This window comes from Pseudomonas lijiangensis (genome assembly GCF_018968705.1).
Classification (GTDB): domain Bacteria; phylum Pseudomonadota; class Gammaproteobacteria; order Pseudomonadales; family Pseudomonadaceae; genus Aquipseudomonas; species Aquipseudomonas lijiangensis.
This window is the reverse complement of sequence record NZ_CP076668.1, coordinates 566,499-587,702: the sequence shown is the minus strand read 5'-3', so window position 1 is coordinate 587,702 and position 21,204 is coordinate 566,499. Positions and strand designations below refer to the sequence as shown.

The window sequence follows — 21,204 nt, the reverse complement described above, 5'->3', positions numbered from 1 at the left end:
GAATTCATTCGCGAAGGCAAATGGCAACCCCATCCAGCAACCGCTGCAACGCCCCCTGATTGGCCTTCATCACACCAATACCGGCATCCGCCATGCTGCGCGCCAGTTGCGGCTGATCGAACAGCTTTTGCACAGCCGTTGCCAGCGCATCCGGATCGCTCACCTCTTCCAGCGCTCCGGCCTGACGCAGCAACGCGGCAATTTCCAGAAAGTTGAACAGATGCGGGCCACTGAGCACCGGCTTGGCCAGTGCAGCGGGTTCCAGCAGGTTGTGCCCGCCATTGGGCACCAGACTGCCGCCGACGAAGGCGCTGTCTGCCAGGGCATACAGAAACAGTAGTTCACCCATTGTGTCGCCCAGCAACACCGAGGTATCCGGGGTGACCACCTGCCCGGACGAACGCCGCACAGTGGTGAAGCCTTGCTGCTGACATAATTCATGCACGCTGTTGAAACGCTCGGGATGGCGCGGCACCAGAATCAACAAGGCATCGGGATGGCTCGACAGCAATTGACGATGGGCCGCCAATACACTTTCGTCTTCGCCCGCATGCGTGCTGGCCGCAATCCACACCGGTCGCCCGGTAGCCTGCCATTGTTCTCGCAGCTGAGCCGCCTGCTCGGGCAGTTGCGGGTCGATGCTCAAGTCGAACTTGATCGAGCCGGTCACTGCCACGCATTCAGGACGCGCACCCAGGTCACGAAAGCGCTGGGCTTCCGCTTCGGTCTGCACGGCAAACCAGCTCATGGCCGCCAGCATCGGGCGTGTCAGCCCTGCAAAACGTGCATAGCCACGAGCCGAGCGCTCCGACAGCCGCGCATTGGCGAGCACCACGGGGATATTGCGCCTGGCACACTGGTGAATGTGATTGGGCCATAACTCTGTTTCCATGATGATGCCCAGGCGTGGCTGGACATGATCCAGAAACCGGCCCGCCGCCCATGGCAGGTCATAGGGCAGATAGCAGGGCTGGATGCGCGGCTCGCTGGCGAACATCGCCTTGATCCGCTCCGAACCTGTCGGGGTCATGCAGGTCACAGTAACCGGCAACCCGGGGTACTGAGCCAGCAAGGCACGGATCATGGGGGCAGCAGCGATGCTCTCGCCCACCGACACCGCATGGACCCAGATACCGCCGCGCTGCATCGCAGGCAGACCGACAGCGAAACGCTCACCGATCCGTTGGCGGTATGCCGGAGCCTTGCGCGCACGCAACCACAGCCGCAGGGCAACCAGCGGCAAGCCAAGATGAAACAACAGGGTATAAAGAGTTCTATTCATGGGCGCGGAGTTTATCAGCACACCCCATCAAAGCCACGACCTCGTGCAGGCATGAACACACTTGCCCACGGCGCATGGAGTGCCGTGGCTGTTTGAAGAAATCGCTAAGATACGCAGCCTTGAAAGGAGAGACACCATGCCTGCCTACTATCTGCTGGCCATCGCGATCTGCGCCGAAGTCATCGCTACCACCTCCATGAAAGCCGTCAAAGGCCTGAGCACGCCGCTGCCGTTGCTGCTGGTGATTGTCGGCTACGGCATTGCTTTCTGGATGCTGATTCTGGTGATGCGCACGATCCCGGTGGGCATCACCTACGCCATCTGGTCGGGCATGGGGATCGTCATGGTGAGCATCGCGGCGTTCTTTATCTACGGACAGAAGCTGGATCTTCCGGCCCTGCTGGGCATGGGCATGATCGTGCTCGGGGTGGTGGTCATCCAGTTGTTCTCGAAAACCGCCGGGCATTGAAATCACGATCCCCTATAATGGCCCATTCTTCACGCCACTGAGGTGCCCATGCCATCTGTTATTTCCACTGACGTCCTGATTGTCGGAGGCGGTATTGCCGGCCTCTGGCTCAATGCCCGGTTACGTCGTCAAGGGTTCTCGACAGTGCTGGTAGAAAGCGCGAACCTGGGTGGCGGGCAAAGCCTGAAGTCTCAGGGCATCATCCATGGCGGCGCCAAGTACGCGCTGCATGGCGCGCTGTCGGGTGCCTCCGAAGCGATTGCCGACATGCCGCGCCGCTGGCGTGAAGCCCTTGATGGCACAGGCGAACTGGACCTGTCCGGTGTGCGTCTGCTGTCCGAAGCCCACTATTTATGGTCACCTGGCACCATCGCCGGCAACCTGACCAGCTTCTTCGCCAGCAAGGCGGTGCGCGGGCGCGTGGATCAGGTCAAGGGCGACCAACTGCCACCTGCGCTGCAAAACCCCAAATTCAAAGGCAAGGTATATCGACTGGCAGAGCTGGTGGTCGATGTCCCCAGCCTGATCGCACGCCTGGCCGAACTGGCCGGTGACAGCCTGCTCGCCGGTCAGCAGATCGAACCCCTTCAGGAAAATGGCGAACTGGCAGGCTTGCGTGTGGATGGCCGGGAAATCCGCGCCCAGCGTGTGGTGCTCAGCGCGGGCGCCGGCAATGCCGACCTGCTTGAAGCACTGGGTGTTTCCCAGCCTCAGATGCAACGTCGCCCTTTGCATATGGTGCTGGTCAAAGGCCCGACCCTGAAACCGCTGTACGCCCATTGCCTGGGCGGCGGACCCAAGCCGCGCATTACCGTCACCACTCATCCAGCGGCCGATGGGCAGTGGGTCTGGTATCTGGGTGGCGACCTTGCCGAAGCCGATGGCGTGGCTCGTGAGCCAGCGGCCCAGATCGCAGCGGCCCGCAAGGAGCTTGAGTCGCTGCTGCCATGGGTCGACTTGAGCCAGGCACAATGGGCAACCTTGCGCGTCGACCGTGCAGAACCGGCTCAGTCGGGTCTGGTGCGTCCGGACAACGCCTTTGTGGATGTTCAGCAGCGCCTCATGATCGGCTGGCCCACCAAACTGGCACTGGCACCGGACTTTGCAGACCGCGTCCTGGCGGCCTTGTCGAAGGATGGCATTCAGCCAACCCCTCAACCGGCCATGAACGACCTGCCCTTGCCACCTCTGGCGATACCTGTCTGGGATGAACTGCTGCCATGACCGTGAAAACCCTGCACGACCTGCATCGCCCGCTGGGCAGCACCGGCCTGAGCATTTCGCCACTGGGCCTGGGCACCGTCAAACTCGGCCGGGATCAGGGTGTGAAGTACCCCAATGGCTTCACGATCCCAGACGATCAGCAAGCGCAGATGCTCTTGAGGATGGCCCGCGACATGGGCATCAACCTGATCGACACCGCCCCGGCCTACGGCACCAGCGAAGAACGCCTCGGCCCGTTGCTGCGTGGCCAGCGTCAGGACTGGGTGATTGTCAGCAAGGTGGGAGAAGAATTCGTGGAGGGACAATCGAGCCATGACTTCAGCGCCGAACATACACGCTTGTCGGTGGAGCGCAGCCTGAAACGTCTTGAAACCGATTTCATCGACCTGGTTCTGGTGCATTCGGACGGCAACGATCTGGCGATTCTCAACGATACAGAGGTCTATCAGACCCTTGCCGGGCTCAAGCGTGAAGGCAAGATTCGTGGTTTCGGTTTTTCCGGCAAGACGGTCGAAGGAGGCCTGCTGGCATTGCGCGAAGGCGACTGTGCGATGGTCACCTACAATCTCAATGAACAGGGTGAAAAACCGGTGCTGGACTACGCTGCCGCTCATGGCAAAGGAATTCTGGTGAAAAAGGCCCTCGCCAGCGGTCACATATGTCTGAACCCAGGAGTCGACCCGGTACAGGCCAGTTTTCAGTTGCTGTTTGAACATCCGGGTGTTGCCAGTGCTATCGTCGGGACCATCAATCCCCTGCATCTGGCTCACAACGTTGCATGTGCAGCCGCTGTGATTAGCCGTCAAGCCTGATGCAGGCGGCCGACCCCAACGCAAGAAGGAGCCGATATGCCGCGAACCCTGATCCGGAAAAACCCCAGCGACTTCAAGACCCTGCCGTTATTCGTCGAAGCCACTCCCGATAGCCTGAGTTATCAGAGCGTCGGGATGCCGTTGAATTTTTCCCAGACCTTGCAGCGTCGCCGCAAGATCGAAGTCCCGGACAACGAGCGCTTCGCCACGGAGCTGGCCAACCTGGGCGTGTCGATACGGCTGACCCTGAACTGGCAGAATCGCGATTACTGGGTGCTGGTCAGGCAACGGCGCCAGGACCGTGGCGATGTGGTACTCAAGCTGATTTCCGGTTACGTACCGGCTCACGAAATCACCCTGCCGCTGCACACCGCCATTCAGGAGGTCGCTGAAGAGTGCCTGATCGAAACGCCTCAGGGCTGGCTGAGCGGGCGTTTCAACGACACCTGGTTACCGGCCCCTTATGCGGCGGCGCTGCACTATCGCGAGGCCATGCCTTTTCGTCTGAGTTCACTGTCGGGCGCGGCACGCCCGGTGCGCTGTGGCAGCATGACCCTGATCGAGCGTCCACGCGCCTACGTGCATTTGCCGACCGCGTCACTGCAACTGATCTACGACATGCGCCTGGAGATTCCCAAGGAAGCACGTCCCCTGAGCCTGTTTCATGTGGATGAAACCCTGGAAAAAGAGCAACTGGTCGCCCGCCTCAACCGCAGCAAGCCCGACCTGTATCTGATGCCGCTGGAAAACGGCGTGCCGCTGCCCGAGCTTTATACCCTCAAGCAGGACAAGCTCGCGCCGGTCAGTACACGCGGCCTGTACCTGGCAGAAAGCTTCGCCGCCCAGGATGGCTGGGTGGTGCATGAAGAGCGGATTCGCTGGAAGGACTGGCTCCGGCAGCAAGGCCTGACACCACCACCCAGAAAGAGCGGCCTCAAGAACCTGACCGGCAAGGCCAGGGAGTTACTGCAGATGGCGCGCAAGAGCCTGAGTAAATAGGCTTTGCTAAATAACAGGTGGGAGCGAATTTATTCGCGAAAATAGCCTTTCGCGAATAAATTTGCTCCCACAATCATTGTCCGCCGATCACTGCCCGCGGATTTTCTCGACAATCGCGGTGGTCGAGCTGTTTTCAACCAGCCCCAAGACCTTCACTTCACCACCATAGGCCTGGACGATTTCAGCGCCGACCACCTGATCGATTCCGTAGTCGCCGCCCTTGACCAGCACGTCCGGTTTGACATGGCGCAGCAGGTTTTCCGGGGTGCCTTCAGGGAAGCTGATCACCCAGTCCACAGCGCCCAGACCGGCCAGAACGGCCATACGGCGGTCAACGCTGTTGATCGGACGACCCGGACCTTTGAGGCGGCTGACGGAAGCATCGTCATTGATTGCGACGATCAGGCGATCACCCTGAGCGCGGGCCTGCTCCAGGTAGGTCACATGGCCTGCATGCAGAATGTCGAAACAGCCGTTGGTGAAGACGATCTTCTCCTGGTGGGCACGAGCGTCGTCAATGGCCAGCAGCAGTTGCTCCAGCCCCAGAACACCGCGCTCGGAGCCTTCTTCACGCTGAATGGCACGGCGCAGTTCCGGAGCGCTGATCGCCGCGGTCCCCAGCTTGCCGACGACGATACCTGCCGCCAGATTCGCCAGAGCCACGGCGTGAGGCAGGTCTTCGCCAGCGGCAATGGCTGCCGCCAGTGTGGAAATGACCGTATCGCCAGCACCGGTCACATCGAATACTTCACGGGCGCGGGCCGGCAGATGCAAAGGTGGATGGTCGAGACGCAGCAGGGTCATGCCGTGCTCACCACGGGTAACCAGCAACGCGCCCAGCTCCAGCTCGTTCATCAGTTTTGCGCCCTTGGCGACCAGATCGCTCTCGTCGACACAATGGCCGACGATGGCTTCAAACTCGCTCAGGTTCGGGGTAATCAGGCTCGCACCCCGGTAGATGGCAAAGTCCTTGCCCTTGGGATCGGCCAGCACCGGAATGCCTCGATCACGTGCAGCCTTGATCAGCACCTGATGGTTTTTCAGGGCGCCCTTGCCGTAATCGGAAAGTACCAGCACCTTGATGCCATCGAGCAGGGTATCGACTTCCACGCTCAAGGCCAGGGCGTCGGTCATGAAGGGTTCTTCAAAGTCGATGCGCAGCAATTGCTGGTGACGGCTCATGACCCGCAGTTTGACGATGGTCGGCTGATGGGCAATACGCTGGAAGTGCGCACGCACACCGGCAGCCTTCAGGCTGTTGGCCAGGCTTTCGGCAGCTTCGTCTTCGCCGGTCACGCCAACCAGCGCGGCAGGCGCACCCAGGGCGGCGATGTTCAACGCAACGTTGGCAGCACCGCCGGGACGGTCTTCGATCTGGTCGACCTTGACGACCGGCACCGGTGCCTCAGGAGAGATCCGTGAGGTACCACCATGCCAGTACCGGTCGAGCATGACATCGCCGACCACAAGGACAGGCGCTTGATCGAAACGCGGCATGGACAACTTCATGGAAACTCCAGGGGCAAAAAACGACGCGGATCATAACATAGCCAATTTGGCTCAAGACGCCAGCAAGCAGCTATACCTTTTCGGCGCTGGTGCGAGGTTTGACATCCTGCACCCAGAACAGCTCATGGCGCCGTACAGCCTTGCGGAAAAACTCGTTACTGCCTGTAACAGGCCAGCGCCTGCCAGCCAGCAACTGCTGAATCCACCGCCGGACCTGCTTTTTGAAAGGCAGCGGATCCTGCAGGTCATGCTGCATGGCCAGAGCCATTGCCTTGTCCATGCGTTGAGCGCCATCCAGAAGGATGCTGCAGACAGCCAGAGGCTTCATCGCAGCCGTCGCCGGTGGCAAGGCTATACCGTAATCTGCCGGGCCCATGGGCCAGCGGTCATTGTCATGCAGGTGATTGGCATACAACAGCAATGTACCGGGACGCCACTCGCTCAACTCGATGGCCTGCAGCAAGGCCTCGGTCGCGGCGACATGGTCACGGTGAGGATCCAGCTCCAGATGCGGCGTGACAACTACTTGCGGTCTGAAATGTTCCAGGACACGCACAATGTCAGCCACCAGATTGTTCCAGGTCGCCAGCCCGTCAGCCTCGGAAGGCAAGGCAAAGGCCGAGGCCTTGCGCCAGAGACGGATATCGCTCTCCCCTGACTCGCGGGAGCCGAACGGCACGGTGGGCTGCGCCTGCATTTCAGGCAGACGCAAACAGTAATAACCCAACTGGACACAATGATCCTGAGCCACGCCGCCCCACAAAGGCACAGCCAGACTGTCCCAGGTCCGCAGACGCCCCTTGAGCACCGCAGACTGCTCAGCGTCCAGACCAAAGCGACGGTAGCTCTCGGCTTCTATCTCGCCCTGGGTCAGGGTCATGATCGCGGCATCAGGTGCGCGACTGTAAAGGCCGAAGGCCGCAAGTTCTGCATCATCGGCATGAGGGGCCAGCACCAGAAGCGATTGAGCGCTGTAATCGGGATTGCTCATGGCATAGAGCGTGAGCGAACCAACGGCCTTGCAGCGGTGCGGGACAAGTGAAAGCGTCCCCTGCATCAATGCCGCTTCCTGGCCTGTCAGGTTCAGATAGCGCCTGCCTGCGACCCCGCGCTCGAAATCCTGACGATCGTTACCCACACGCACATAAGGATCAAGCCAGCGTCCCAGCCAGTTGGCCTTGAGTTCAACAGCCAGAATCAGGGTGTCGCTGCCTGACAGCGATGCTCCGGTCGGCAGTTCCAGCGTGCCGTTGCGCAACCCGACTTCAATAACACGGGCGCTGTCCGGGAAGTCGTAGCAATAGTCACTGCCAGGCTCGTAGAACAGGTGATCTGCAAACCAGGCCTCGTGAGCCACCCAGGCCAGAAGCACAAGCACGGGCGGCACCCACCATGTAACAAGAACACCCACCAGCACCAGTGCAATCAGCACTGAAACGGCCAGGTAACGCTTACGTCGCCTGTGGCGCTTCAGCAACTCGTCCTTACGCCCGCTCATGGCAGCCCTCTTCTTTAAATCTGATACACCGGGTGAGTGTTACACCAGCGGCTTTTGTATTCCCGGTCTGCGCGACCAAACGAATAACGCAATGGCTTGCCCAGGGAATCTGCGTATTCCCATTGCGTCTGGGTGTTCACGAAACTCAGGACACTACCGGGGCTCAGTTCATTGAACTGCGGATCGACGCCGCCATTGACGTACTCGAGACTCACCCATTCAGGCGCATCGACACGGTACAGCACCTGTATGGCCGCAGGACGGTCGGCCACGTACACAACCGACCCCGTCATGAATTCCCGCAACAGGGAAAATACTTCCGTCAGATGATCCTTGCCGGGTACGTCGAACCCCCAGCGCTTGTGAAACAGGTCTGCGTAGATCGAAGCCTGCTCGGCGGAGGTCAGCTCACTCATCGGGCGAATCAGCCCGCCAGCCTCCTCCAGCAAGCGCTGCTCGCGACGCTGGTTATAACGAAACTTCTTGCTGTATTCCTCGGGACGACGAGCCATCGCCAAGCCTTCGGACTGAAGGCGCAGGTTGCCGACCCGGCCACTGTTGAGTTCCGAGACATAGCGCATGCGATGGCGCACTGGCACCGTGCAATCTGCCGCTATGGGCAGGATGATCTCTGAGTTGCCCAGATCGAACATGCCACGCAATCCCTTGCGCTTGGTGACATCACGCGAAAGCGCAATATGACGCCCCCAGGCTGGCAGCCCGGCAATCGTCTGGCCGTCGCGCACTACGGCCAGGTAGCGCACGGGGATGCCGACCAGCGATGACAACCGCTCTATGACCTGAGGATGGGTGGCAACACTGCCACCATAGCGTTCCCAGATACGGGCATACTCGCTTGCATCAACAGGGGTCCAGCCACGCTCACGCCAACTGCGAAGATGCCCGAGAATCAAAGGGCGCCTCCTGTAACGCCCTCGCTTTCTTCCTTGAAATCCTTCTCGTGAAGACGTGCGTAGTAACCATTGAGAGCAAGCAGTTGCTCATGGGTACCGCGCTCGACAATCTGCCCACGGTCCATGACCAGGATCAGATCGGCCTTCTCGATGGTGGTCAGGCGGTGAGCAATGACCAGCGTCGTACGTCCCTTGACCACTTCATCCAGTGCTGCCTGGATATGGCGCTCGGACTCGGTATCAAGTGCCGAAGTCGCTTCGTCGAGGATCAGCAGCGGCGCATTCTTGAGCAGCGCACGAGCAATCGCCAGACGCTGACGCTGCCCGCCGGAAAGCAGGACACCGTTCTCGCCCACCAGCGTCTCGTAGCCCTGAGGCATCTGTACGATGAACTCGGCGGCATAGGCGGCTTCGGCAGCCTTTTGCACGTCTTCGATAGGCGCACCGGCAAGATCACCGTAGGCGATGTTGTTGGTAACGGTATCGTTGAACAGGGTGACCTGCTGGTTCACCAGCGCGATGTGCTGGCGCAGATTGTTCAGTTTGTAATCTTCGACATCGACACCATCGAGAAGGATCTGCCCTTCGCTGTGATGGTAGAAACGCGGAATCAGGTTGGCCAGTGTGGACTTGCCGCTACCCGAACGCCCCACCAGCGCGACCATTTTCCCGGGCTCGGCGGTAAAGGAAATATCCTTGAGCACAGGCGTTTCGACATTGGGATAGGAGAACGTCAGGTTACGCACTTCCAGACGACCGGAGATGTTCTCCTGCTCGCAGGTGCCGCTGTCCACTTCAGGCTCTTCGTCCAGTTGCTCGAAAATGTTTTCGGCAGCCGCCAGGCCCTTCTGGATGGTCGCACTCACTTCCGAAAGCTGACGAATCGGCTTTGGCAACAGACCTGCCGCCGTGATGTAGGCAATCAGTTCGCCAGCAGAGGCGTCACCGCGCATGTACAGCACCAGATACATCAGAATCGCCATCGCCACATAAATGACCAGTTGCAGCATCGGGGTATAGATGGACTGCGTGCGGGTCATCCCCAGGCTGCGGTTCATGTTGCTGGCGCTGGCGTCATGAAAACGCTGCTTCTCGTAAGTTTCGCCGCCGAAACTGCGCACAACCCGATAGCCCTGGATAGCTTCGGACGCCACATGGGTAACGTCGCCCATGGCTTCCTGGATCTTCTTGCTCTGCTTGCGGAATTTCTTGCTGGCGCTGCTGACCATGATTGCGATGATCGGCAGGATGGCCAGCATGACGAGGGTCATCTTCCAGTTGCTGTACAGCAGATAAGCGAGCAGGAAGACAACCGTCAGGCCTTCGCGAATCACCACCTTGATTGCATCGGTGGCAGCACCGGTGACCATGGTCACGTTGTAGGTGATGCGCGAGATCAGATGGCCCGAATTGTGGTTATCGAAATAACGGTTTGGCAGCGTCAGCAGGTTATCGAACAGGGAGCAGCGCAGGTCATGAACGACGCCACGAGCCACTTTTGCCAGGTAATAGTTACCCAAAAATGAGCCTATGCCTTGGTAGACCGCAATGAGTACAATCAGCAGCGGTACCCCGAGAATCAGCGATACGCCAAGAAACTTGCTGCCATCCGGCTCCTGCAGGGCATTGAGAAAGTGTTTGAGCATGTCGGCCAGCATGGGCTGACTGGAGGCAAACAGAAGAAAGCCGATGATACTTACGGCAAACGACCTCCAGTAGGGGACCACGTATTTCAACAATCTCAGATAGATTTTCATGCTTGACTGCTGGGTAGAACTGGCCATTAAAGCGCCCCGTACCATTCATAAGAGAGACAGATGCGCATTGTAACAGCGAACCAAATGCAAGATTGGCTAACCGAAGGGACCGTTCTGGAAAAAGACAGCCATGGCCCCAAGGTCATCAGCCTTGCCAGCGGTGAGCTATTGAAGATTTTTCGCAGCAGGCGCCATCCGTTTCTGGTTCGTTTGAACCCCGATGCTCAACGTTTTTATCAGCAAAGCTGCCGCCTGCGCGAGCGCGGCATCAGCACGCCGCAGGTCAACGATGTGTTCTGGGTCGAGCCTTCCAAAGGCATCAGCGCGTGCCTGTATCAACCCTTGCCCGGCACGCCTCTGGACTCGCTCTACAAGCAGTCGTTCGAAACGTTCATGAACCTGCTGCCCGAACTTGCCCGCTACATCCTCTTCCTGCATCAACGGGGCATCTATTTCCGCTCGTTGCATCTTGGCAATGTGCTGCGTACGCCCGACCAGGGTTTTGGCCTGATCGACTTCCTCGACACCCGTTTCAAGAGAAAGCCCCTCAGCAAGTCGATGGTAAGACGCAACTTCCAGCATCTGCAGAATTACCTGCGGCGCAGCAAGATTTCCGATTTCCCGTGGGACGAGCTCATGCGTGCTTATGACGTGGCTGCGAATCAGGCAAGGGCCTGAGAAAAGCCGGAGCGATTATCTTCCGAGCCTGAGCATCAGCCGGTCAAAGAAGCTCATGGCCTCAGGCTCCGGGAAATCCTGCGAAAGGTGCCGAAAAACGACTTCGGACTGCTTGAAGTAATCAAGATACTGCTGCGCAAAAAGCATCCCCTGCTCCCCGACACGGGCAAGCAACGCGGGATCACTGCGTAACAGTGCCAGCTTTTCCGAGAACTCCCGTTCATTGCCGTAGAGCATGGCATTGACGCCATCTTCCAGGCCGATCGCCTGCTCTTCGCCCTGCCCCTGGCGGTAAGCCAGCAATACACAGCCGCACGCCATGGCCTCGAAGTTCTTCGCCATGTATTCGCCAAGTCCGATATCCGCACTGACAAATACCCGGATGCGATTGAGCGCTTCACGGTACTCGTCGCCGGGCGCAGTTCGCATGAGCTCAAGCTGGTAGCGCTCAACAGCACCTTGCAGGAAATCCCGCCGCTCACGGTACGTATCACTGCCCAGACGACCGATGAAGCCCAGTTCGATATCACGCTCGATGCCACTGACGTATAACGAGGAAGAGTTATAGCCCTTGGCCAGAAAATGGGCATCGACGCCCATTTCACGAAAGCGTTCGGCGACCCGAAAGCCGGTCATGATTACCCTGGCGTTGGGTATCGTGCGATAGAAAGCGGAAAACTTCCCCTGCCACCGCGAGCCGGAAATGAACTCCTGACAGGCGTCTTCCTCGTAGATCAGCAGCCCCGAAATACGCTTGAGCTGACGAGCCTGCCTGCACAGATAGCGAAAGAGCAGATCGACCACGACGCGGTCATAGAGCGAGAAATCGATCCCGCTCAAGACACGGCCCAACTGCTTGTGCTGCTCGCGATCGACGTAGCGCACTTCCACATCGCCAAAGCGCTTGAGGCCCTGCCACAGCTGGCGGTTATCGGGCTCTCTCGGCGTGCAGGTCAGGACCAGAATGCGCATCAGCGCTTCCCGAACTTGAGCGCCTTGCGCACGTAACTCCACTTCAGTGCCTGCAAGGGACTGAAACGAAGAGCACGCAGGTAATAGCGACGCGCTACGGAGTAATCGCCAGCCAGTTGAGCGGCACGGAACAACGAAAGATAGACCTGAGCCGAATAGCGAGGCAGAAGAACACGGCACTCGTCCGGCAAGTGTGCGAATACTTCCTTGATCAGCCCTGTGGCCACGCTTTCTTCGTCGGCCCGGCTATGGCGCAGACTGTCGGCATGCTTGTAGATACGCGCAATCGGCTGCTGCACCAGCGCAACAGGTGCGCTGACCAGGACGTAGGCAAACACCGGAATATCCTCGCCCGAACGCAGGCTTTGCGGATAAGGACGCTGGAGCAGAAGGTCACGCCGCAACAGAGTGCAGCAATGGGAAATCGCGATTTTCTTCTGCAACAGATACCGGCGAATCAACTGCTGCGCACTGCCTTGGGCCGGCGTCGGCTGGCGAACCCGCTCACGCCCGTCCGGGTAGACAGAAACCTGTCCACCCAGCACCAGCCCGACGTCAGGGTTATCCGTCACGGCCTTGCGCAACGCGGCCAGGGCATCAGGCAACAACTCGTCATCGGCATCCAGCATCAGGGCATAGCGGCCCCGAGCCAGACGCACGCCATGGTTACGCGCCGCCGCCGCACCGGCATTGGCCTGATGCACCACGGTCAAGCCACTTGCGTGGCGAGCCTGATAGTCATCGAGCACCTGCCGGGTGTCGTCGGTGGAACCATCATTGACGATCACCAGCTCAACATCATCTGCCAACTGAGACAGCACCGAATCAATCGCTCGCGGCAACAACGAAGCATAGTTGTAGGCCGGGATGACGACGCTGATCAGTGGCTCAGGCATTCTCGTACGTGTCCACGCCGTCTTTGACCACCAGAATGTCTTCCATGATCAGGTACTGCAGATCCGACCCGAAGAACATGTTCAGCGCGTCGGTCGGCGAACAGATCATCGGCTCGCCACGACGGTTGAGCGAGGTGTTGAGCGACACACCGTTGCCGGTCAGGTTTTCCAGCGCCTTCATCATGTCGTAGTAGCGCGGGTTGTATTCGCGCTTGAGCACCTGGGCACGGGACGTGCCGTCTTCGTGAACGACTTCCGGCACGCGGGTCTTCCACTCTTCAGCCACTTCAAAGGTGAAGGTCATGAACGGCGCCGGGTGATCGATGGTGATCATCTGTGGAGCCACGGTGTCGAGCATCGACGGGCAGAAAGGCCTCCAGCGCTCGCGGAACTTGATCTGTTCGTTGATACGGTTGGCAACGCCCGGAATGCTTGGGCAACCGATGATCGAACGACCACCCAAGGCACGCGGACCAAACTCCATGCGGCCCTGGAACCAGGCCACCGGATTGCCTTCGACCATGATTCTGGCGATGCGCTCAGGGGTGTTTTCGATCTGGCGCCAGACCGGCTTGTTCGGGTGACGGGCGCAGGCCGCGATCACGTCTTCGTTGCTGTAGGCCGGGCCGAGGTAGACGTGCTCCATCTTCTCGACCGGCACGCCACGGGCGTGGGACACATAGGCAGCAGCACCGACCGCCGTACCGGCGTCGCCGGAGGCTGGCTGGACGAACAGTTCTTTCACTTCCGGGCGGGCAATGATGCGCTGGTTCAGCTTCACGTTCAGCGCACAGCCACCGGCGAAGGCGATCTTGCCGGTTTCCCTGAGGATGTCGCCCAGGTAGTGATCCATCATCTGCAGCGCCAGTTTCTCGAACAGCACCTGCATGCTGGCGGCGTAGTGGATGTAAGGCTCATCGGCCACATCGCCCACACGTTTCGGACCCAGCCATTCGATCAGCTTCGGCGAGAAGTAGAAGCCCTTGCCGTTTTCTTTATAGCGACGCAGGCCGATGACGTTGGCCAGCTCGGTATTGATGATCAGTTCGCCGTTTTCAAAGGTCGCCAGGCGCGAGAAGTCGTACTTGCTCGCATCGCCGTACGGCGCCATGCCCATGACCTTGAACTCGCCATCGAGCATCTCGAAGCCGAGGAACTCGGTGATCGCGCCATACAGGCCGCCCAGGGAGTCCGGATCGAAGAATTCCTTGATCTTGTGGATCTTGCCGTTTTCGCCATAGCCGAAGAAGGTCGTGGCGTACTCACCCTTGCCGTCGATACCCATGATCGCGGTCTTTTCCTTGAAACCGGAGCAATGGTAAGCGCTGGAAGCGTGGGCCAGGTGGTGCTCGACCGGCTCGATCTTGATCTTTTTCGGATCGAAGCCCAATTGCTCGAGGCACCAGACAATCTTGTTGCGATAGCGCTTGTAGCGGCGGTTGCCCATCAACAGCGCATCGAGTGCGCGATCAGGTGCGTACCAGTAGCGCTTGGCATAGTGCCAGCGGGCCTTGCCGAACAGGCTGATCGGCGCGAATGGAATCGCAACCACATCGACGTCCGAAGGCTTGATGCCTGCCTGTTCCAGGCAGAACTTCGCCGACTCGTAGGGCATGCGGTTCTTTGCATGTTTATCGCGAACGAAACGCTCTTCTTCAGCCGCCGCAATCAGCTTGCCGTCGATATAAAGCGCTGCGGAAGGATCATGGCTAAGGGCGCCGGACAGGCCAAGAATCGTCAATGCCACTGGGTCTAGCCTCTTTAGTCTGCATGCAGGCGCAGAGCGCCCGAGAATAAGGTGTGCCCCCCGCACTGCGAGCCAGGGACAGCTAAAGCGCGCGATTATAGCGTAATGACCGGGGATTTGGCTCGGGGACTGAAAGCCGATGGGAATATACAGCCAGGTGCCATCAACGAAAGGCGGGAATACCTTCCCCATGTCAGGCATCCAATAATTATCTACGCCCCCGCTGCGCACTGTTTCTGATTGATTGAAGGTCATCACAGTCGGCCCGACGGCCCTCAATCAAACCTCAGAGCTTAAAGTGCTCAACGGAAAACACACACGATGGAAACATTACCCCCTCCACACGGGTTCCCCAACGATACCTTGCCGGCAGCTACGGCCGCCCTCAAAAGACTCTCGGAACTGAGCATCGACCTGCTCACCGATCTCAAGGGGCTGCCGGCAGTCGATGACGCCCTGCTGGATGCAGACGCCTCACGGCAAGAGCATAAAACCGTCCGCCTGCTGCAGCGCATCAATGATTACTGGGATGCGCCCAGTGCGCCCGATGGAACCCGCTACGAGAAATTTTTGACCGGCATGCAGCAAGCCCTGCGAGACGAACTGAGCATCAGGATTCACGAGCGCGATCTCGGTACACAGCATCTTGCATGCCTGCCCACATCGCGCCGTCGGTCGGACAGCACCAGCGCGGCCCCAGCCAGAAACTTTGCCCTGCATGTGCAACTTCAGGAAAACGAACGGGCAGAAGTGGCTGGCGCCCTGGTGATGTCCCAGGACCAGGGCCCTGCCCTGCTGGTCCTGCCCGGCATCGGAGTCGCGGGCTTCACCAGCCTGGAAGAAATGTGCAAAACCCTCGCCGGCTGGCTCAATGACCCGACGTTGAAAGATGCACTGCTCAATTGCACCGAACAGCGCTACCAGGACGTTCTGACAGCCATCGACAACGATCCGGATCTGCATCTCGACCCCTTCACCGCCGCCGATCTGCTGCTCACGCCCATCGTCGGTGCGCCTTACACCTACGCCATGGAAAGGCTGCTGGATAAACAGCACGAAGATGTCCGCTACGCCTGCACACAGACAAAGGGCGATGACCGGAAAACACGCAAGACACGGATTCAGAATGCCATTGCCATGCGCGGCCTGTTCGGACCGGGCGCCATGCTGGAGCTGCGCGAGCTGGCCTCTCTGGAAAGACGCTATCGCCGCAGCCTGCCGGACTGGATCAAGATGGCCAGCCAGGAAGATCGCAACGCCTATGCCGAGCGCCTGCGACAGTACGATCAGGCCCGCAACGTCACGATCAGCGCCCTGAATGCGGCCGCCTCCCCGGAGCAGTTTGCCAGGGCACAACTGCGCACGAGACTGGCCAACGACCTGGGTTACGAACTGGATCCGAGCGCGCTCCTTGTAAGCACTCAGCGCACCCTTCCCGTGACAGGCGAACCCTACACGGTGCCCCGCTCACTGGCAGACCTGGCGCTCTACGGTCTGCACCCCGGTGACCGAACCGCAGGCTCGGAATTTCTGGAGCATACGACCTTCAGCCTTGAAGGCGAACCGCTGGCAAAAGATTACGCCTCCTTGACTCCGGCTTATCTGGCAAAGGTCATCGAAAAACTCGATCTGCGACTGACTTTCGCCGCCTTTCAGCAGACCGAGAACCGCAAGGAACACAACCAGCAACTCATGGAGCTTCTGACCCGCCGTCAGATAAGCGCCCTGGCGTACGCGGCGAAAATGCAGGGCCACATCCAGCCTGGAGACGTCACAACCGTCGAAGCCGTGACGAACCCGCAACAGGCAACAACGAACTCACGGCTGCTGGTCCAGCAGGTCAAGATGAACAGCCTGATACTGAGCAAGCTGCTGGTGATTCGCCAGGAAACGGCAAGCGGCCAGCTGGAGCGCCTGATCATGGTCGCGCTCGACATTCCTCAGCCTCAGTGCTTCTGGGCTTTTGACAATGAAACCCAACTGCGCAACGAGCTGGTTTCCTGGAGCGCCTCGGCCCCGTTGTGCGACTACCTGCTCAAACAGATCGAAGTGACGAGTCGCAGCATACTTGCAGAGAAACTGGCGGCGCTGAAACTCAAACCCTACCCTTCGGCGGACTTTCTCCAACTGGTCAGCCTGTCGGGCTTTGACAGGGCTCTGAACATCCTGGCCGAACAGCATGCTCGCGTGGCGATGTCCGAACAGGAACACCACACACCTGCCTGGTACCGAAATGCCAGCCCCGCCCAGCGCCAGGAGCTTTTAGCCCTGGAAGACGCCGCCAACGGCGCACGCAAGAATTACGACGACAAACCCCATACCCAGATGCAGCCGTTCAAGGACTATGTACACGAACGGGCCAGCCAGCAGATCGGCAAGCTGCTCGGCGTACCGGCTGGCAGCGTGGACCCCGACCTGATCGTGATCCGCAGTGAGCGCGAAACCATCACCTACACCGACATGCTGCTCAATGGCTATGACGACAGCATAGGCATCATCCGCAGCACCGCCGATACCGAGGCCAGTTTCAGCGGTCCGAAAGGCGTGAACCTCAGTGCGCTGTCGCCGCAGAAAGTCGCCGAGTCGGTACGCAGTCAATGGCTGGCCGACGAATATATCGCTCTCGTGAAGCGCACTCTGCTCAATGCGGCCTCACAAGGCTATGAATACCGCCGCAATACCAGCCTGCTGATAACCCAGCTACAGATGAAAGCCGCGGCCTTGCGCAGCCTGCTCAAGGGCCATATCAACGCAACGCAGTATCAATGGCTGCGGGACTCCATCGATCACGCCCACCTGAGCGGAGCCCCGATACGCGCGCAATATCCGCTGTATCCCTTGCAGATCCATATAGACAAACCCTTTATCGCCTCGAGACTGGAAGGTATCAATCAACTGGTCATCCCCGACACCAACCTGACTCACGTCGAAACCGTACAAGGCTGTATAGCCGTTCTTCCAATGTCCATCAGGCAGGCAGCGCTGCTTTACACGCCACAGGCACCGGACGGCATCGAGTTCCGTCTGTTCGGCAGCTTCACCGATTCCCTGGGCACGCCGGGCATGATCGATTACTACAAGGACCGCTGCCGCCTGCAATCACGCAAGACCCTGTCGTTCTTTCTCAACGATATGCGCAAGGGCAACGCCAACAAGGCACCCTTTTTGCCCAGAGAATCCATTGCCGACTTCGCGGATACCTGCTTCAACCGTCCGATCCTGCGCAAACTGAGAGATGTGGAAGAAACCACCACCGGGCGCAATGACATGCTGACCAGTCTGATCTGGGTCAGCGTCGAAGTGATAGCCACCATTATCACCCTGCCATTTCCGCCTGCCAGCTTTGTCGTGGGTGCCTTGCTGTCGCTGCATGACACCGTACGCGCGCTCCAGTCATTGCGTGACGGCGACAGCGAAACCGCCAGCGCCTACATACTGACCGCCATGCTCAACAGCTTCGGAGCGGCAGGCGATCTGCATTCAGGCCTGAAGGGTTTCGGCAGCGTGGTTCGTCAGGCAGGCCCACCACCGCCTCCCGACTCGGCACTGCGCCCGTTACAAAGGACAGCTTCGTTACCTCGTTACGAAGACCTGTATCCCGTGAACCTGAACAATGAAACTTTTCTGGTCGGCAAACCGGACAGCAACGGCTACTTCCCGGTCATGCGCAATGTCAGCAGCTACCCGACCGAAGTCGGCAGCACCGGGCAATTCATCAAACCCGGAGCTGGCGGGACATGGCAGCCCTCGGGCTCGACGCTCGACATTGCAACACCGTCCCATGCGGGGGTGCACCACGGGTTTGAAGTCCATGTTTCACTGAACAAAGTCCCACGTATCGGCGATGGTCACGCCAAGGGCGTCTGCATCGTCAATGGCAAACACTACATCGAACTCTCCGGCAAAAGCTTCGAGGTGCAATACGACGCGCAGATCCGCAGCTGGCAGATCATCGATCCTCACAACCCGTTCGCCTTCTTCGGCAAACAACCCGTTCGTCTGGACGAGCAGGGCAAATGGCGACTCGCCGACCGCCAGCAGTTACGTGGCGGCGGACGTGACAGCCCACAGAACTACCGACCATTACCCGAGGACGAGATTGCAAGCCCCGGCACGATTCTGGGCGATTACGAGCTACCAGAGTCGATGCGGCCTCATATGGACCTTATTATCAGCGGGGAAGGCTACGATCCGAGCGGTCTGGGCCTGATGCCATACTTCGAAACCTACTTCGTGGACATGCGCCGGAAACTCACCGCTCTCCGAGAAAAGCTTTACCGCGATGCCAATGCCTTTTTTGCTTCCCCAACCCTGCCACCACGTCCCTCATTGCCTGCCCTGAAACCCGAGGCAAGCATCGACACGCTGTTCGAGAGCCTGCTTGCACAGAACAACGGCCTGGTCCTGAGCGAAACGCCCAGATCGGTCGCCAGCAAGCGACTGCTGATCCAGAACATGCCGTTGCTGGCCAAGGAGCGGGTGGAGATTCTGTATATCGAACATCTGTTCACTGACAAGCATCTGCCAAAACTTGCCCGCTATCGCCAACTGGGCAAAAAGACCCGCTCCGGCTCTCATGAAATCAAGGAGCATCTCGAATATATCAACGACAAGGCCCTGAACAACCAGACGACCGAGTACGATTATTACCACCTGATCAAGATGGCCCACAGGCATGGCATCGAAGTCCGCCCGTTCAGCTCTTCGATCAGCTACCCGCTCATCAGGCACCCCGTTTCGGCCGCCGTTGACGATGCGGTCGCTGGCCAGAAAATGAGCAATTTCTTTGGCCATAAAGTCATCAGCAGTGATGTGGCGGCCGACCCCTCCAGGCGCTGGATCGCCCTGCTGGATGAAAAGCTGGCGACGACCCATGGCCAGGTTCCCGGCATTGCCGAGCTTGAAGGCGTGCCCAGCGTTCATATCCAGGAAGTTGCGAGCGGCAGCCATACGAGGATCAGAAGCACTGCAGGCACGGCCTCAGCCGACGACGCAGCCCGCAGCGACTTCACCATAGAGTTCGCCAACCCGTTGATCATCAGCCAGGCAAAAAAACCACCCGAAAGCACTTTGCTGGACATGGCCCTGTTCAAGGAGCTGGGCAACAGGCAAGGACGGGAGAATGTACAAATCTGGGCCGGCGAATACGGATTTCGCTGGAACGAGACCGAAGGCTGGTTGCGCATAGAACCCGAGCAATGGACGCCCAACAGCCCGCCGAGCGCCATCCAGCAGTCGCTGGCAGACGCTACTTACGAACTTCCGGTGGAGAACAGAGCCACTCTGTACCAGTTGGCAAACTTCGAACACAAGGGGCTGGACCAGCACTACTTCTTCATGGTCCCTGAACTGGGCGAGGTAAGGAACAAGTTCTTCAAGGTGCGCAGCAAGTTGCAAGCCGATGCCCGCAATATCGCCACCCTCGAACTGCCAGCACGACCGAAACTGCCCAACGTCGATCCGCAAACTCCATTGCCGGACTTTCTGCAGACGCTTTACCACCATACCGACGGGCTGGTGATTGGCGAGTCTCACTCTGCAGTGGCCAGCAAGAAGCTGATTATCGACAACCTGCCACTGTTATCGCAGCGGAAGGTCAAGACGCTGTATATGGAACATCTGCTGACAGACGTGCATCAGGCGGACCTGGACCGGTTTTTCGAAACCGGACAGATGAACAAGACCTTGCTGCATGACCTCAAGATACTCGACAGAGTCCACCATACCGACCCGAACGGGATCTATAACTTCGAGCAGTTAGTGATCAAGGCACAACAGAACGGTGTGGAAATCCGCGCAATCGACTGCTCCGCGAGCTATTACCTCAAGGGTCTCCTCAGAGAAGCCCCCACTTCCCGCCAGCAAATGATGAATTACTTCGCTCACATCACCATTCGCAAACATCAGGAAGTCATGGGCAAGCACAAGTGGATCGCACTGGTGGGCAACACTCACGCCAATACCTACCAGAAAATCATACCGGGCATCGCCGAGCTGGAAGCAGGGATAGGCTTGCGGGTTACCGATGCGCCACCCGGACAATCCAGAGGTGTGACAATCGATCCGGGCGACAGCATAAGGCGCGGCCTGAGCACTGAAACCGTGCCCATCAAAAGCGACTATCTGGTGGAAATGGAAATACCGGGAGCGACCCGGGCCATTTCCCTACGTCCCGAGCAGCCTCTGCCCATCGAGGAACGACTGTTCAGGCCTGGAATGTTCATGATCGAGCAATCGGAAGGCGGCCTGCAAAACATCGTTCACCGCTCACGGGACACATTCATTTACCGCACGCGGGTCCAGACCAATGCCGAAGGCAAGATCTACATAGATCGTCCGGCCTGGACCAACGTCCACATGAAGCCTTACAACAATATGTTTGCACTGGTGGCAGCACTTGAGGAGTTCCACATGACGTATGTGTCCTGATCCGTGACACAGATGTGT

The 21,204-nt window shown here is 58.9% G+C and carries 14 protein-coding genes; 6 read left to right on the top strand and 8 right to left on the bottom strand.

All coding sequences use genetic code 11. The annotated features are described in order from the left end of the window. Window positions 1-4: 4 nt before the first annotated feature. The gene (gene waaA, locus KQP88_RS02600) at window positions 5-1,282 is read right to left on the bottom strand and encodes a lipid IV(A) 3-deoxy-D-manno-octulosonic acid transferase (protein WP_216704771.1); all 1,278 of its coding nucleotides are present in this window, start codon (window positions 1,280-1,282) and stop codon (window positions 5-7) included. Window positions 1,283-1,418: 136 nt separating this feature from the next. Between waaA and KQP88_RS02595 the strand changes: the two genes are divergently transcribed. Genes KQP88_RS02595 through KQP88_RS02580 form a run of 4 tightly spaced genes read left to right on the top strand, consistent with a single transcriptional unit; the run spans window position 1,419 to window position 4,786 of the window. Further along, on the top strand, window positions 1,419-1,751 hold the full coding sequence (locus KQP88_RS02595) for a DMT family transporter (protein WP_198724345.1): 333 nt from the start codon (window positions 1,419-1,421) through the stop codon (window positions 1,749-1,751). A gap of 48 nt (window positions 1,752-1,799) precedes the next feature. Then, window positions 1,800-2,975: an NAD(P)/FAD-dependent oxidoreductase gene (locus tag KQP88_RS02590; RefSeq protein WP_216704770.1), complete on the top strand. Its 1,176-nt coding sequence runs from the start codon at window positions 1,800-1,802 to the stop codon at window positions 2,973-2,975. After that, a complete protein-coding gene (locus tag KQP88_RS02585) occupies window positions 2,972-3,787 on the top strand; it encodes an aldo/keto reductase (RefSeq protein ID WP_216704769.1) in 816 nt (271 codons plus the stop codon). The genes KQP88_RS02590 and KQP88_RS02585 overlap by 4 nt, the downstream gene beginning before the upstream one ends. Window positions 3,788-3,823: 36 nt before the next feature. After that, on the top strand, window positions 3,824-4,786 hold the full coding sequence (locus KQP88_RS02580; RefSeq protein ID WP_117167285.1) for a metal ABC transporter ATPase: 963 nt from the start codon (window positions 3,824-3,826) through the stop codon (window positions 4,784-4,786). A gap of 87 nt (window positions 4,787-4,873) precedes the next feature. Here KQP88_RS02580 and hldE read toward each other — a convergent pair whose 3' ends face one another. From hldE to msbA, 4 genes are all read right to left on the bottom strand, one after another. Then, a complete protein-coding gene (gene hldE, locus KQP88_RS02575; RefSeq protein WP_200993873.1) occupies window positions 4,874-6,295 on the bottom strand; it encodes a bifunctional D-glycero-beta-D-manno-heptose-7-phosphate kinase/D-glycero-beta-D-manno-heptose 1-phosphate adenylyltransferase HldE in 1,422 nt (473 codons plus the stop codon). A 70-nt stretch (window positions 6,296-6,365) separates the two neighbouring features. Next, window positions 6,366-7,793: a PIG-L deacetylase family protein gene (locus tag KQP88_RS02570; RefSeq protein ID WP_216704768.1), complete on the bottom strand. Its 1,428-nt coding sequence runs from the start codon at window positions 7,791-7,793 to the stop codon at window positions 6,366-6,368. Between the two features lie 14 nt (window positions 7,794-7,807). Beyond that, window positions 7,808-8,704, bottom strand: coding sequence for a GNAT family N-acetyltransferase (locus KQP88_RS02565; protein WP_216705873.1), 897 nt, complete (start codon window positions 8,702-8,704; stop codon window positions 7,808-7,810). After that, window positions 8,704-10,491, bottom strand: a complete 1,788-nt coding sequence (msbA, locus tag KQP88_RS02560; protein WP_200993875.1) for a lipid A export permease/ATP-binding protein MsbA — start codon at window positions 10,489-10,491, stop codon at window positions 8,704-8,706. The genes KQP88_RS02565 and msbA overlap by 1 nt, the downstream gene beginning before the upstream one ends. A gap of 57 nt (window positions 10,492-10,548) precedes the next feature. On the opposite strand from msbA, the gene KQP88_RS02555 reads away from it, so the two are divergent. Beyond that, window positions 10,549-11,142, top strand: coding sequence for a BUD32 family EKC/KEOPS complex subunit (locus tag KQP88_RS02555; RefSeq protein ID WP_236249914.1), 594 nt, complete (start codon window positions 10,549-10,551; stop codon window positions 11,140-11,142). A gap of 15 nt (window positions 11,143-11,157) precedes the next feature. Here KQP88_RS02555 and KQP88_RS02550 read toward each other — a convergent pair whose 3' ends face one another. The 3 genes from KQP88_RS02550 to KQP88_RS02540 are packed head-to-tail and all read right to left on the bottom strand — an operon-like array spanning window position 11,158 to window position 14,757. Continuing rightward, the gene (locus tag KQP88_RS02550; RefSeq protein ID WP_216704767.1) at window positions 11,158-12,114 is read right to left on the bottom strand and encodes a glycosyltransferase family protein; all 957 of its coding nucleotides are present in this window, start codon (window positions 12,112-12,114) and stop codon (window positions 11,158-11,160) included. Then, window positions 12,114-13,010 carry a glycosyltransferase family A protein gene (locus tag KQP88_RS02545; protein ID WP_200993878.1) on the bottom strand — a complete coding sequence of 299 codons (897 nt, stop codon included), beginning with the start codon at window positions 13,008-13,010 and terminating at the stop codon, window positions 12,114-12,116. Before KQP88_RS02545 ends, KQP88_RS02550 begins: the two co-directional genes overlap by 1 nt. Further along, complete coding sequence (locus tag KQP88_RS02540; protein ID WP_216704766.1) at window positions 13,003-14,757, bottom strand: carbamoyltransferase family protein; 1,755 nt, start codon at window positions 14,755-14,757, stop codon at window positions 13,003-13,005. The genes KQP88_RS02545 and KQP88_RS02540 overlap by 8 nt, the downstream gene beginning before the upstream one ends. A 321-nt stretch (window positions 14,758-15,078) precedes the next feature. Between KQP88_RS02540 and KQP88_RS02535 the strand changes: the two genes are divergently transcribed. After that, window positions 15,079-21,186, top strand: a complete 6,108-nt coding sequence (locus KQP88_RS02535; protein WP_216704765.1) for a membrane-targeted effector domain-containing toxin — start codon at window positions 15,079-15,081, stop codon at window positions 21,184-21,186. The last annotated feature ends 18 nt before the right edge of the window (window positions 21,187-21,204 follow it).